Source organism: Candidatus Poribacteria bacterium (assembly GCA_028820845.1).
Lineage (GTDB): Bacteria > Poribacteria > WGA-4E > WGA-4E > WGA-3G > WGA-3G.
In genome coordinates this window covers 15,140-28,875 of sequence record JAPPII010000011.1, presented here as the reverse complement: position 1 = coordinate 28,875, position 13,736 = coordinate 15,140, and the positions used below count along the sequence as shown (strand labels likewise).

The 13,736-nt window shown below is 49.3% G+C and carries 12 protein-coding genes; 5 read left to right on the top strand and 7 right to left on the bottom strand.

Going from position 1 to position 13,736, the window contains the following annotated elements:
* Positions 1-109: 109 nt before the first annotated feature.
* The 6 genes from ribH to OXN25_02315 all read right to left on the bottom strand — a co-directional run bounded on the left by ribH (position 110) and on the right by OXN25_02315 (position 5,196).
* Entirely contained in the window at positions 110-595 is a 486-nt protein-coding gene (ribH, locus tag OXN25_02340; protein ID MDE0423690.1) for a 6,7-dimethyl-8-ribityllumazine synthase, read from the bottom strand.
* A gap of 169 nt (positions 596-764) precedes the next feature.
* Positions 765-1,997 carry a bifunctional 3,4-dihydroxy-2-butanone-4-phosphate synthase/GTP cyclohydrolase II gene (locus OXN25_02335; protein ID MDE0423689.1) on the bottom strand — a complete coding sequence of 411 codons (1,233 nt, stop codon included), beginning with the start codon at positions 1,995-1,997 and terminating at the stop codon, positions 765-767.
* 224 nt (positions 1,998-2,221) lie between these two features.
* Positions 2,222-2,893, bottom strand: coding sequence for a riboflavin synthase (locus OXN25_02330; GenBank protein ID MDE0423688.1), 672 nt, complete (start codon positions 2,891-2,893; stop codon positions 2,222-2,224).
* Position 2,894: 1 nt separating this feature from the next.
* Positions 2,895-3,998: a bifunctional diaminohydroxyphosphoribosylaminopyrimidine deaminase/5-amino-6-(5-phosphoribosylamino)uracil reductase RibD gene (gene ribD / locus OXN25_02325; protein MDE0423687.1), complete on the bottom strand. Its 1,104-nt coding sequence runs from the start codon at positions 3,996-3,998 to the stop codon at positions 2,895-2,897.
* A gap of 65 nt (positions 3,999-4,063) precedes the next feature.
* On the bottom strand, positions 4,064-4,405 hold the full coding sequence (locus tag OXN25_02320) for a hypothetical protein (GenBank protein MDE0423686.1): 342 nt from the start codon (positions 4,403-4,405) through the stop codon (positions 4,064-4,066).
* Between the two features lie 296 nt (positions 4,406-4,701).
* Positions 4,702-5,196: a peroxiredoxin family protein gene (locus OXN25_02315; protein MDE0423685.1), complete on the bottom strand. Its 495-nt coding sequence runs from the start codon at positions 5,194-5,196 to the stop codon at positions 4,702-4,704.
* A gap of 160 nt (positions 5,197-5,356) precedes the next feature.
* On the opposite strand from OXN25_02315, the gene OXN25_02310 reads away from it, so the two are divergent.
* The 3 genes from OXN25_02310 to OXN25_02300 all read left to right on the top strand — a co-directional run bounded on the left by OXN25_02310 (position 5,357) and on the right by OXN25_02300 (position 9,159).
* A complete protein-coding gene (locus OXN25_02310; GenBank protein ID MDE0423684.1) occupies positions 5,357-6,523 on the top strand; it encodes a tetratricopeptide repeat protein in 1,167 nt (388 codons plus the stop codon).
* A complete protein-coding gene (locus OXN25_02305) occupies positions 6,495-7,352 on the top strand; it encodes an SUMF1/EgtB/PvdO family nonheme iron enzyme (GenBank protein MDE0423683.1) in 858 nt (285 codons plus the stop codon). Before OXN25_02310 ends, OXN25_02305 begins: the two co-directional genes overlap by 29 nt.
* Positions 7,353-7,509: 157 nt before the next feature.
* Positions 7,510-9,159: a CRTAC1 family protein gene (locus OXN25_02300; protein ID MDE0423682.1), complete on the top strand. Its 1,650-nt coding sequence runs from the start codon at positions 7,510-7,512 to the stop codon at positions 9,157-9,159.
* 55 nt (positions 9,160-9,214) lie between these two features.
* On the opposite strand, the gene OXN25_02295 is transcribed toward OXN25_02300, so the two are convergent.
* A complete protein-coding gene (locus OXN25_02295) occupies positions 9,215-9,937 on the bottom strand; it encodes a hypothetical protein (protein MDE0423681.1) in 723 nt (240 codons plus the stop codon).
* A 462-nt stretch (positions 9,938-10,399) separates the two neighbouring features.
* Between OXN25_02295 and OXN25_02290 the strand changes: the two genes are divergently transcribed.
* Entirely contained in the window at positions 10,400-11,398 is a 999-nt protein-coding gene (locus OXN25_02290) for a hypothetical protein (GenBank protein ID MDE0423680.1), read from the top strand.
* Positions 11,399-11,428: 30 nt separating this feature from the next.
* On the top strand, positions 11,429-13,639 hold the full coding sequence (locus OXN25_02285) for a VWA domain-containing protein (GenBank protein MDE0423679.1): 2,211 nt from the start codon (positions 11,429-11,431) through the stop codon (positions 13,637-13,639).
* Positions 13,640-13,736 lie beyond the last annotated feature (97 nt).

Here is a 13,736-nt window from a genome sequence, read left to right as displayed (position 1 = left end):
AAACCGCACCTACCACTGGAATGCGTAAGGTACGGTTACAAACCGCACCTACCACTGGAATGCATAAGGTACGGTTACAAACCGCACCTACCACTGGAATGCGTAAGTCCTATCTATTATTCAGGGCTTTATCAATCGTTCTGTAAAGATTCGCCGTCTCAATCCCAGCGACAGCCGCTTCAAAGCCTTTGTTTCCTGCCTTTATTCCAGCGCGTTCAAGTGCCTGCTCTATTGTATCTGTGGTGATGACCCCGTAGATGACTGGCGTGTCTGTATTGACAGATGCTTGGGCAATTCCCTTCGCACTCTCAGCAGCAACGTAGTCAAAATGGGGTGTCGCGCCTCGGATGACGGCACCCAAGCAGAGAACGGCATCATACTTTTCACTGCCTGCAAGACGTTTGGCGATTGCGGGAATCTCAAAAGCACCCGATGTCCAAAAAACATCGACCTCATCCAAGTCAACGCCGTGTCGCTTTAGGGCATCCAACGCACCGCCAAGGAGTTTTTCGGTAACAAAACTATTGAATCGGCTTACAACAATCCCGAATGTGAGACCTTCGCCGAGAAGATGTCCTTCATAAACATTTGCCATTTTTTTAACTATTAAATCTGGTCACCGTTCCACTTCGTTTCACGGTGGTTTCTGGTTAAGTTGAACCCATCTGGGTTATGAAAAGTTTCCTAACAATTCACCAAAGTTTGAACAATTTTCGGGAACAACAAGCCAGCAGGAATCTGGATGCCTGATCCCAGACAGAAATTTATTCCTCGTCTAAGAGGAGGTGTCCAAGTTTAGAACGTTTCGTCTGTAAATATCGGCGGTTAAAGGGGTTCGGCTCGGTTTGTAAAGGAACGCGTTCGACAATTTCAAGTCCATGTCCATCTAACCCTCTAACTTTCTGGGGGTTGTTCGTCATTAATCGCATTTTCCGAACCCCCAAGTCGGCGAGTATCTGCGCCCCGATGCCGTAATCTCGGAGATCGGCGGGAAAACCGAGGTGTTCGTTGGCTTCAACGGTGTCCAATCCATCGCTGTCCTGAAGCTGATAGGCGCGGAGTTTCCCTTTGAGTCCCATGCCTCTGCCTTCCTGGCGCATATAGACGAGCACACCCCTGCCCTCTTTCTCAATATTTTGCAAGGCGATCTCAAGCTGCTCACCACAATCGCATCTGAGGGATCCAAAGACATCACCCGTCAGGCATTGGGAATGGACACGGACCAAGATAGGTGCTGCGTTGGCAACATCGCCCTTTGTGAGTGCGATATGGGTTTTATCGGTTTCAACACTCTCGCCGTCGGTATCTGTGCTTTCGTAGGCGTAAAGTTTGAATTCACCGTGTGCTGTTGGAATATCTGCAGTCGCAACTCGCCGAATCAAGGTTTCTGTCTGACGGCGATATGCAATCAAATCGGAAATTGTAATAATTTTCAGTCGGTGTTGTGCAGCAAACTCCAGCAACTCAGGCACGCGTGCCATAGTTCCGTCCTCGTTGAGTATTTCACAGAGAACGCCTGCGGGATAGAGTCCTGCCATACGTGCCAAATCGACAGTGGCTTCTGTATGACCGGCGCGCCGGAGCACGCCACCCGGTTTCGCTTCCAATGGGAAGATATGTCCGGGTCGGACAAAGTCTGAGGGTGTAGCGTTTGGGTCAATGAATTTGCGGATGGTATAGGCGCGCTCTTGCGCCGAGATACCTGTCGTGACCTCTTTCGCGTCGATTGTGACAGTGAAGGCGGTTTGCATCTGTGCGGTATTCGATGCGACCATGGGGTAGAGTTCGAGTTCGGCAAGCCTCTCTGAACAGGTAGGCAAACATATCAAGCCACGACCATATTTCGCCATGAAATTGATAGTCTTTGCCGTCACCTTTTCAGCCGCCATGATGAGATCGCCTTCGTTCTCGCGATCGGGTTCATCAACAACGACAATCAGTTCCCCATTTTGGATTGCAGAGAGTGCTTCAGGAATGGTGTTAAATGTATTTGACATATTTTTAATTATTAAATCTGGTCACCGTTCCACAATGTAAAGCTCAGACAAATTGTTCGCTGATCACTCACAATTTCGTTTCACAAATCAACGGTATGAATGCCGCATGGCATTCCCCGGGTTTTCGGTTAAGTCCAACCGCCTTTGAGTTATGAAAGGCTTTTATCATAAAAAAGTTGCCTGCTATAACATCAGACGCTTAACCAAAAACTGACAGCCGATGATCAATCCATATAGCCGTGTTTCGCTAAAAAACTCAAATTGAGGGTCTCGGAACCGGTTTGCTCAGTCCAACCCGACACCTCGTCACTATTTTTCAGAAGTGTTTCAATATAACGCGCAATAAGATCGACTTCAAGATTGACCCTGGTCCCAGTCCGTTTCATATCCAAAGTCGTGACCGCCTTCGTATGCGGAATCAAAGCGACTTCAAAGGAATCTTTAGAAACATCTGACACAGTTAAACTGATACCGTCAACGGTGACAGAACCTTTGTAAGTGATGTAGCGTCTGGTATTATCGCTTATCGTTACCCGCATTAGAGAGGCATCGCCCTCGTCTTTCCAAGCGCAGATTGTCGCCACTTCATCCACGTGTCCAAGGACCAGATGACCACCCAGTCTGTCACTTAACCGGAGTGAACGTTCCAAGTTAACCTGTTCACCGACTTTCCGCTCACCTAACGTCGTCCGGCGTAAGGTTTCAGCAGATATATCCCCAGCGAACGCCTCCGATGTTAGAGAAACGATCGTAAGACAAGCACCGTCAACGGCAATACTGTCGCCGACTTTCGCATCCGTGAGGACTTCACTCGCCTGAATTTCAAGGATCGCACCTTCCGATTTGCGTTGGATACTTCCAACGGTTCCAAGTTCTTCAACGATCCCGGTAAACATGCTACAGATACCCCTCAATGAGAAAGTCGGCAGCATCAGAAATAGGTGTGATACTGACGCGTTTCAAATGCGGTACATCCTTTAAACTTGCAAGCCCTTCACCGCCGATAGGTCCAGGGGCATCCCGCCCACCAATCAATTTCGGTGCGATAAAACACATCATCTTATCTACAACGCCTGTGGCTATCGCCGAGGCATTGACTTCCCCACCACCTTCCACCAAGACGCTTGTTATCTCACGCGCACCCAATATCTCCATCAAACGCTCGAAACACACTTTACCCTTTTCCTCTGGAACGATTATTACTTCTGCCCCCACCTTTTCAAGAGCACCGATGTTCTTCGCGGGTGCGTCCGGTGTGACAGCAATAATAACTCCTGCACTGCTCGCAGGGTTGAAGATGCGTGCGTCCGTGGAGGTTCTCCCGTGTGAATCTAACACAATTCGAGTTGCGTCCTGTCCTTCTCTATCCTGAAGCCGCGTCGTCAATGCCGGATTATCGCGGTCAACTGTCCCTTTGCCGACGAGTATAGCATCTACTGCGTCGCGAATTTCATGTCCGCGCTGTCGTGATCCCTCAGAGGTAATCCACTGCGATTCGCCTGAGGCAGTGGCGATTTTCCCGTCAAGGCTCATGGCGGTTTTCAAAATAACAAACGGCTTGCCGGTCTGAATGTATTTCCTATGGACCTCATTCAACTGCGCTGCTTCTTCAGCACACGTGCCGACATGGACACGAATCCCCGCCTCTTGCAACTGACGGATCCCGTTGCCTGCGACACTCGGATTCGGATCAACCTCTGCAACATAGACTTCAGCAACACCTGCTTGAAGGACTGCCTCCGTGCAAGGCGGTGTTCGTCCCCAATGGCAACACGGTTCAAGGTTCACATAAAGCGTCGCACCTCTGGCGTTTTCGCCTGCGGCGTTCAAGGCGTGGACCTCGGCGTGTGGGGTTCCGGCTTTTTGATGATACCCTTCACCGACGACCCGTCCGGCTTTCACAACAACCGCACCGACGAGCGGATTTGGACTTGTGCGTCCTTTGCCCCGACGCGCTAAATTCAAGGCGCGTTTCATAAAGGTTCTATGTGCTTCATCCATGAAGAATAGACATAACACGCCGCTGGCGTGCGGGCTCGGACCCCCATTCGTGTTGAGTTCCATTGTCAGGATAAATCCGTGTTACTGCCGTTTCCTATAGGAGGCGGCTCGTCGAATGGGACGCCTTTGGCTTCCGCTTCGAGTCGACGCTTGTTCCAATCAGCGATTTCCTGATATGCTTGTCTGATGCCTTCAGCTCTGCCTTCAGCTCTGCCTTGTTCAAGACCTTGGGCTTTACCAATTTCTACGCCCTCGGCACGAATCCTGTCTCTATAGAGTTTCGCATATCCTAACATGATGCCCTCCACTACATGGGATAGAATGAAAAACCAACCGACTATGAGCGTCATTAGAACCGCCATGCGGGTTAATATCGTTTCACCCAAAGCCTTCCAAGTCCAATCCAATAAAAGCTCTGCTGAAACATTGAGAATTACCAAACCTGAAAAAGTCCATACAAAGAGACGGAACCATTTTCGCGGGATCCTCACTAATGATACATAGTCACTCTCACTTCTATTTAAAAAAAGTACTCCAGTAAAAAGGTTGCTGCCAGGGTATTATTTTTTCAGCAGTTAGGTTAATAGTATATCATATTTTGTTCAGAAATCAAAATGAATTTTTATACAGTTGTCAGTTGTTGGTTGTTAGTTGTCAGTTAAGAAGTGTGTTTGTAACAGGTCACGTCTGACTTTTAAGATTGCTAACGGCTGACCGTTATCTCTTTTAGACACTGAAGAATTTCTTCTTGCGGGACGAGATCGAACTGGTGCGAACCGATATACATATATTGAATAACCCCGGCTTTGTCAATGACAAACGTTGCGGGACGGGCGATGTTGTAAGCCTCCAGACTCAGCCAGTGATAGACTCCATAACTTTTGATGACCTCTCGCGTCTTGTCAACCAACAGCGGGAATGTAATACGATTTTTATCGGCATAACCCCGGAGTTCACGGGGCCACTGTCCAGCAATCGCGAGCGGCGTAGCCGTCCATTCCGAGTATGCCTCCATATATTCCTGCCCCGTCGCCAACTGGCGGCGGCTGTTCGGTCACCATGTCCCCCTAAAGAAGGTTAAAACGACGTTCTGAACGTCCCGATACACTTCAAGCGAAATCTCCACTCGCTGATGCGAGGGGAGCGTAAAGAGTGGTGCGGTATCACCGATACTGAGAATTTTGTTTTTTCGTGGCATGGAGGCATTTTATCAAAAAGAAGGGTTGGTGTCAATTGGGTTTTTGGGGACGCAGAAGTGCAGAAGTCGAAACCCTTGACTTTTTTCCCACTACAGGTTAAAATGAAAACATACCATCAAACAGTACCGAATAAAACAGGAAAAAATCAGGACAAGTCTCATGCGAAATTGGTTGACAATTGCTACTCTCCTTTCACTCTGTGCACCACTATTCGGTATCGCCGATACAGAACCGAGTGACCACAGCAAATACGTCCAACACGTGGAGCAAGGCTTTGTGTTCACATTTCAGGGGAATAATAAGGAAGCCATCAACGCGTTTGAAGCCGCGCTCGCCATTGAGCCTGAACATGCTGAGATTTTACACTATCTCGGAATGGCGTATGCTCAAGAAGAGCTTCTGAACAGAGCCGTCGAGAACTACCAACGTTCCCTCGCATTGATGCCGGATAATATCGAGGCACTCTATTCACTCGGTGTCGCTTACTTCAAACTCGATAAATGGGCAGAGGCAGTTGTGCCGTTACAACGGGTCGTTGAACTCGATCCCCAACACGCCCGCGGGCATGAGGTGCTCGGCAAATCACTCGTCCGACTACGCCGATACGCAGAAGTCGTCCCAATTTTGAAACAGGCACTCGCATTGAAACCGAACGCCGCAGGCACCTACTACGAACTTGGCACTGCATACCTCAATCTCAAAGAATACGCTAAAGCGATAGAGAACTTCAAACAGGCGATAGCATTCGGACCCGCCCGTTATGCCGACCCACACTTTGGACTCGGGACGGCGTACCTCCGCTTAGGCGATCGAGAGAAAAGCCGAGCGGAAATGCAAATCTTCCAACAATATCAGAAAGAGTCCGCCGAATACGAACGTCTCACACGCCTTACACGCAACGAACCGAACAATCTCGAAGCATGGACAGGTTTAGCCAGTCTGCTCATGCAACAAAAGAACTATGGACAAGCCGTTCAGGTCTTTCAGAAGTGCATCGCACTCGATCCGAACAACGCCACCTTTTATCACGGACTGAGCCGAGCGTTTATGAACCTCAACTATCCCAAACCCGCAGTGGAAGCCGCTAACAAGGCAATCCAACTCATGCCGAACGAAGCCATCCTTTACAACACCCTCGGTAGCCTTTATGCGATGCAAGGCAATAGCCGAAATGCTATTGTTGCGTTCCAAAAAGCCATAGAACTCGATGGTGAAGAACCCTTCTACCATCTTAACCTCTCAAGACTCTACCAAGGCATGGGTAACCAACGACTCGCGCAGGAGCATCACCGCATTTATGAATATCTCATGTCCAAAGAAAAATAGTTGTCTCGGTATTGTATGCACCTTGATATTCAGTTTCGGCACCTGTTTCGGTATCCTCGCAGCAGAACCAGGACTCATATTGGTACCCGCTGGCACCTTTACGATGGGCAGTGAGCGTCGCGCCGCCGATGAAAGACCGATGCACAAAGTCTATCTCGATGGCTACTATATCGGTAAATACGAAGTGACGAACGCCGAATACTACGAATTTTGGAAATCGCAATCAGAAAGCAACGTCCCAGACGCAACGCCTCAACACACTCCCGAAAGTTTCCCACATCTCCCGCATATCGGCGACTGGCCCGCACGCGCTGAACAGTTCCCGAATTATCCTGTTGTTGGTGTATCGTGGCACGATGCTGCCGCTTATGCAGCGTGGAAAGGGATGCGCCTGCCAACTGAAGCGGAGTGGGAGAAGGCGGCGCGCGGGTATACCAACAGGATATGGCCCTGGGGGAGCGCAATGGAACCGCACGCGAACACTGCTGAGGCAAAGGATGGCTACGAGAACCGCATCGCACCCGTCGGGAGCTTTCCGAAAGGCAAAAGTTATTACGGTGCCCTGGATATGGCTGGCAACGCCTGGGAATGGACAGCCGATTGGTACAGCGATGTGTATTATTCGTACAGTTCACAAGCCGCCGCAAAACGTCCAAAAAAGAATCCAACGGGACCAGCGGTCGGCAGTTGGCGGGTTCTCCGAGGCGGTTCATGGATCGATGCGCTCACTCGGTGCAGCACGACATTCCGATTTTATCTATACCCGAACCTGAAAACCGCTTTTGTCGGTTTTCGACTCGCAAAAACTGCTGAAAAAAGCGAAAAGTAGGTTAACGTGTGTTTACTTGTACTGCAAACTATTATAAAATCTAACAATCAACAGAAATTCTAACGAGCTATAAACTTACGTGCGATAAATCGCACTACTACAAACCGATTTCCTGTTTGTAGTAGGGCAATTCATTGCCCGTTGATTTACACGCATTATGAATAAACGGCAACTTGGGCTATTCATACAAATATTCCTCCTGCTAACCATCGGCAGTGTTGCCGCAGAACTTCCCACCTTCACGGATGTCACCGAAGCAGTCGGTATCCAATTCAAACACAACAACGGTAAAACTGAACACAAACACATCATTGAAACGATGGGTTCGGGGGTCGTCTTCTTCGATTACGACACAGACGGCGATGCCGATCTCTATTTTGTTAACGGCGGTCCTATCCCCGAAGAGACGCAAAATCCAACACAAGCCAAACTCGGAAATGTCCTCTATCGCAACGAAGGAGACGGGCATTTTATAGATGTCACCGAGACAGCAGGTGTAGGGGACGCAGGCTACGGGATGGCGGCTTCCGCTGGCGATATTGACAACGACGGTGATGCCGACCTCTATGTCGCAAACTTCGGAAACGATAGGCTTTACCGAAATAATGGAGACGGCACTTTTACCGACATCACCGAAGTCGCCGGGATTGATAACTCCCTCTGGAGCATCGCAGCCGTCTATCTCGATTTCGATGCCGATGGCGACTTGGATATTTTCGTCGTCAACTATCTCGTGTATGAAGTATCGATGCCGGTAACGACCTATAAAGGTATTGTCGGTTACGGACATCCGCGCAGCTACGAGGGAACACCGGATGTGCTCTACCGGAACAATGGGGACGGCACGTTTACCAATATCGCAGAAACGGCGGGTGTCACAAATCCGAGCGAAGGCAGAGGCATGGCAGCAATCGCTTGTGACTACGATAACGACGGATTCCCTGATATTTACGTCGCTAACGATACCAACCGCAATTTCATGTATCACAACAATGGGGACGGCACCTTCACCGACGAGAGCCTATTCATTGGGGTCGGTTATGACGAAAAGGGAGTCGCCGAAGGCTCTATGGGTGTGGACGCCGGAGATTATAACGGAGATGGATGGTTTGACCTCATCGTTGCGAATTCGGAGAAGGCAACCCTCTATAAGAACGAGGAGGGTCTTTTTTTCGTTGATGCGACAGCGGATAGTGGATTGGAGCAGCCAACACTACCCTTCGTCGGCTTCAGTCCGCTTTTCTTGGATTACGATAACGACGGTTATCTCGACATGTTCTGTGCAAACGGACACCCCCAAGATGTTATCGGCATCTTAACCGACCATGAGACTTACGCGCAGCGCGACCAACTCTTTTGGAACAAGGGAGACAGCAGTTACACGGACGTTTCAGAAACCGCTGGTTCCTATTTCACAGAGCCACTTGTCGGCAGAGCCGCCGCTATGGCTGACTACGACAACGACGGCGATACCGATATTGTCATCATGAGCTCCAATCAACGTGCTGTTCTCCTTCGGAACGATGGTGGAAATCTGAAAAATTGGGTGGGTCTTAAACTGGTCGGTACCCGTAGCAATCGCGACGGTATCGGCGCGAAGGTCCGACTCGTAGCAGGAGGCGTGGCACAGATTCGGGAGGTAAAGAGCGGTTCAAGTTACGCATCAGGAAGCGATATGCGCCTCCTGTTCGGTTTAGGTGAAAACCAACATGTTGAGAAGATTAATATTGTCTGGCAGAGCGGCGCAACACAAGAACTAACAGCGGTGTCTATCAATCAGTATTTGACGATTGTGGAGCCGGAATAAACAACAAAAAACCCGTATCCAAGCAAGGATACGGGTTCTCTGTTCGGAAATAAACTTAGTTCCGTTTGAGGTTTGCCCACTGGGTTGCGAGTTTGCCTTGCGGCTCGACAGGTGTCAAAACATCTAAGAAGAGGTTATTCGTCGTCGGTGCGATGAGCAGATCAGTGTCCGTGGGTTCAAAGTGGAGGTTGACGTAATCGGCACCACCGGATTCACCGCATTTGAAGTGCAAGAAATTCTCACCCTTCTTGAGTTGAATCTCAGTCGGTGTTGTGACGACCTGAACACCGCCAGTCCACGCGGAGTTGTCATAGACTTGCTCCCCGTTGATCCAGATCTGTGCGTGGTCATCGTGCGCCGGGTGCATTACTGTCGTCCGTTCGTCGGGTGAAATAATAGCAATAATGCCGTGCCATGTGATGTCTCTTGCATCTGGATGCCCGTGGCTTGTCGACATATTCACCTGATCCTCAACATTAATGTCAACGATCGACCAAGCGAGTGAACCACCGTTATCCGGAAGGTTGACGATAGCGTTCGCCGTTTTTCCAGCACCGTCGCGTGTGGAAACGGAAGCGTTTGAGATAAGACCGCTGCTGCCTTCAGCGAGATAATCAATACCAGCAGAAGTACCAAAGCCACCGGTATTCGTTACCAGATCCATTCCCCACCATTTTGCAATCCAGTTATCACCCGCTGGCTGCCAATTTTGTGCGAGTGCCATCGGTGTAATCATGACAACACAAGCAAGTGTGATAAAGATTGTGATTTTTTTCATAGCTATGAAATCTCCTTTTCTTCAATATTCACAAGGTTCCGGGTTTCGAGCAAGAAGCGCGCTTCTCAAAGCCTCAGCACCTCATCAGATTTTACATTCGGTGATCGCAGTACTGCATGCAAATCACGTTTTTTAATGCTGATGTTCCACCGGTAAACCGATGTCGGTTTTTGTCAGCGTTGTGATTCTTTTTATATTTTCTGCAGAGTAGTATACGTCACTCCAAGAAAATAATGGAATCACGATAACAAATTATAGCACTTTTTAACGTTGAATTGCAAGAAAAAAGTACATTTTCTGAAAAATTTCTTAAAAGTGTATCATTAAGCAGAGAACTTGTCAACTTTAATTTGTTCTACTCCGTTTCCTATGGTATAATAAAATAATCTGAATTCTGCAAAAACACCGATGCCCTTTCGCTACTATTATGAAAACGGATTTTGATTTCTTGGGTTACGCTTTATGAAAATGGGACGATTGTTAACCTTTGCAATATCTATCCTATGGACGTTGAATACAAGCGTTCCTCCAATTTTCGCAGAAGCACCGACGACCCCCAAAATCCTGTTTACCTCCACGCGCGATGGCAATCGCGACGTTTTCATTATGAACCCCGACGGTAGTGAACAAGTGAACCTAACACGACACCGCGCAGATGACCAACAAGCCGTCTGGTCTCCTACCGGTGAGAAGATTCTTTTCGTCTCCGATCGCGGTGGTACGCGGGACTTGTACTGGATGGATCCCGATGGATCCAATGTACGACGCTACTTTAAATTCAAGATAGAAGATTGGAGGACAGATCCAACTTGGTCACCCGATGGTACGCAGTTCGCTTACGAACGCATAAACTGGGGAAAATTATCGATTACTCTCCATATTGCGACCCTTGGAGAACAAGATGCAGAACCGCTTGCGGATGCCTCTTTTCCTGCATGGTCGCCAGATGGCATGGAAATTGCTTGTAATGTTGGTGGACGCCTCACACTTATCAACGTCCGCACAGGCGCACAAAAACAACTCCTCCCCAAGAAAGCAGTGAATTTTCAACGCGATCCGTCCTGGTCTGCTGCAGGAGACAACCTCGCTTTTACTTGGAATAAGCATCCGCTGCCACCGGTCGAGGCGAAGAGAGGCGTGTGGGATGTATGGCAGGCGAAAATGACAATCTATATCGTAAACCGAGACGGTACCGGACTCCAGCAACTTATCGAAGAAGACGGCCCCTACGCACAATATCCTGCTCTATCACCCAACGGAAAAGAGGTGCTTTATACACAGGAAACTCATGGAAATTTTCAGATTTTCAAACTGGATCTGAACAGTGGTGTTCGGACCCAGTTGACGCATCATCTTTCATGGAATACTGGAGGAGACTGGTTTGACCCGGCATACGCGTTGCCGGTTTCACCCCAACCGAACCTGCTAACCATGACCTGGGGAGAAGTTAAAAAGAGATAGTCTCTTTAGAAATACAATGGAGAAAATATCATGAACCGGTCCCGTAGACGACAACGTTCAGTGTGCGCATTGCTCTTTGCGGGTATTGTCCACCTGACCCTTGCCATTATCTTTATGTTCTCTTTCTACGCGGACCGACACATCGGTAATGAAGACGCGCTGGCAGTGGAACTCATCAATCCCAAAGCCTTCCGAGAACAGCGGCGTACCCTCAAACCGCCGCCACCTAAGACAATTCTCATTCCGAAGCGTACCGATGACACTACTGACGCAAATCAACGCCATTTAGATTTACTCGCTTCTGCCAACTTAATGGATGAGACAATTCGGCAGTCGGAGGAGGCACTGCTTAACAACGCGACGAAATCTGTGTCGGACACGGAAACAATACTCCCAGACGTAACGACGGATGCTGAACGGTACAATAGCCGTGCAACACCGATCGCTGAATCGGTAGACAGCCCTTTTCAAACGACACCGGGAGCGGGCGTAGAGAGCCTACGGCAACGCGTCAAAGGCGAGGGCGGCGGTGGATTCCACAGGCTGGAATCTACAGGTGTCTCTGAAATCGGGACTGTCGGGGAGGGAGACGGTGGGGACACTGGCGAAGGCAGCGGTAAGGGTCCCGGCAATCCGTTCGCCAAAGCACTCAAAAACATTGCTGACCATATCATCGGAACGCGGGAATTGGATAAAGTAAACGTCGTGTTCGTCCTCGACACCAGTGCCAGCATGCGGGATAACATCCAAGAAGTCGCTGCAAACCTCTACGCTATGACGGATGAATTCGATCTCGTCAACTTGGAGTATCACCTCGGTATGTCCGAATTCAGCGTCCGGCGAGAGGGTCAAAGGATTGAAATCCGCTCCCTGTTACCCGAAGTCAGCATGCTCCGCAGGCGGATGCAAAAAGCCACCCTCAGCGGCAACGAACACGCGCTTGACGCACTCACAGACACACCGCATTACATCGACTTCCACGCCGATGCCGATAAGTATATCGTCCTTGTAACCGACGAACCCGCCTCAACACATCTCAAAAAGGCGGACGCTTACAAAACGATGCGGCAGAAGGTTATCGAACTCTATCAACTTGAGGATATACGCGTCAACGTGCTCGGATATCCAGAGCAGTTTCAGCAAGAGTTAGCGGAGATGACAGGCGGACTCTGGCAGCGGATTCCCGGAGATGTCGTCAATGCCTCCACGCTTCCGAGTGATCGCGTCGCCAATGAAGGGTTCATGAAGGTGTTTCGAGACATCGCTACTGACCTGCGCCGCAACAGTGGTAAACTCCTGTTCAGCATGGAATCTCAGTTTGAAGTCTTTCTCGAAGACGGCGACGTGCCAATGAAGAAACTACAGCGTGAATTCAGAAAAAACGGTGCCCGCTTAGCCGGTATTGACAACCTATTCGGAAGTGCGACGGTCTGGGAGAAACAGAAGGGTGACTTATGGGTCATCACCGACTATACTAACGGACGTATCTACACGGTTCGGAAAGAGGACAACAAGTTGAACGTCTACTCCGGTATCTACCCCGAAAGTTGGAACGCCTCTACAAGCCTCACGGCTATGACGCAAAAACGGGGAAGCCGATGGCTCATGAACGACCGGAATCGGCGGCGGATGTTCACCATTCGCAGTGAAGATAACCGATTGAACATCTACGACGGCGCAGCACTCAGCGCGTCGCCTGACAAGGCGGTAAAAGGATACGAACCGGCTGTGGATATCGTCGTTATGCTCGATTACAGCCGGAGTATGGGGGGGAAGTCTCAAGCCGTCATGCTCGGTTTAAGCACGCTACTCGGTAGGTTAGACATTCTACCGATTAACTATCGCATTGGACTCATCCGGTTTGCTGAAGCGAAAGACGCAATCAAGGTCATCAACGGTGCTGTCGTTACGCAGATGCCCCTCAACGAGGCGATGTTGGAGAGTTATATGGAAGACCCATTTGGCGGCGACGAACACCTCATTGATGCAATCGTCGAAGGCGTTCCGAAAGTGAAATTTAGTCCGTATGCCAGCCGATTTTTGCTCATCCTGACAGACGAACCGACAACCGGAAAATATCCACCTGAAGATGCGCTTAATCTATGTCTGTCATTAGGCATCCGTGCTTATATTATCGGACATCCGGGTCCCACAGATTTTCAAAAGACTCTTGTTGAAAAGACAGGCGGACGCTTCTTTACAATGCCGAAGCACCTAAACCAAGCATTTCCAAACCAATAAGATGAGTGGGCAGCCACAAGGGCTGCCCCTACAAGATGTGTATTTATTTTTTGGATCTACCATAATAACCAACAACTGACAATCACATTACGAATTA

Coding starts and splice junctions, on each gene's coding strand:
- ribH (MDE0423690.1), bottom strand. CDS start 595: ATGGCAAATGTTTATGAAGGACATCTTCTCGGCGAAGGTCTCACATTC.
- OXN25_02335 (MDE0423689.1), bottom strand. CDS start 1,997: ATGTCAAATACATTTAACACCATTCCTGAAGCACTCTCTGCAATCCAA.
- OXN25_02330 (MDE0423688.1), bottom strand. CDS start 2,893: ATGTTTACCGGGATCGTTGAAGAACTTGGAACCGTTGGAAGTATCCAA.
- ribD (MDE0423687.1), bottom strand. CDS start 3,998: ATGGATGAAGCACATAGAACCTTTATGAAACGCGCCTTGAATTTAGCG.
- OXN25_02310 (MDE0423684.1), top strand. CDS start 5,357: ATGCGAAATTGGTTGACAATTGCTACTCTCCTTTCACTCTGTGCACCA.
- OXN25_02305 (MDE0423683.1), top strand. CDS start 6,495: ATGAATATCTCATGTCCAAAGAAAAATAGTTGTCTCGGTATTGTATGC.
- OXN25_02300 (MDE0423682.1), top strand. CDS start 7,510: ATGAATAAACGGCAACTTGGGCTATTCATACAAATATTCCTCCTGCTA.
- OXN25_02295 (MDE0423681.1), bottom strand. CDS start 9,937: ATGAAAAAAATCACAATCTTTATCACACTTGCTTGTGTTGTCATGATT.
- OXN25_02290 (MDE0423680.1), top strand. CDS start 10,400: ATGAAAATGGGACGATTGTTAACCTTTGCAATATCTATCCTATGGACG.
- OXN25_02285 (MDE0423679.1), top strand. CDS start 11,429: ATGAACCGGTCCCGTAGACGACAACGTTCAGTGTGCGCATTGCTCTTT.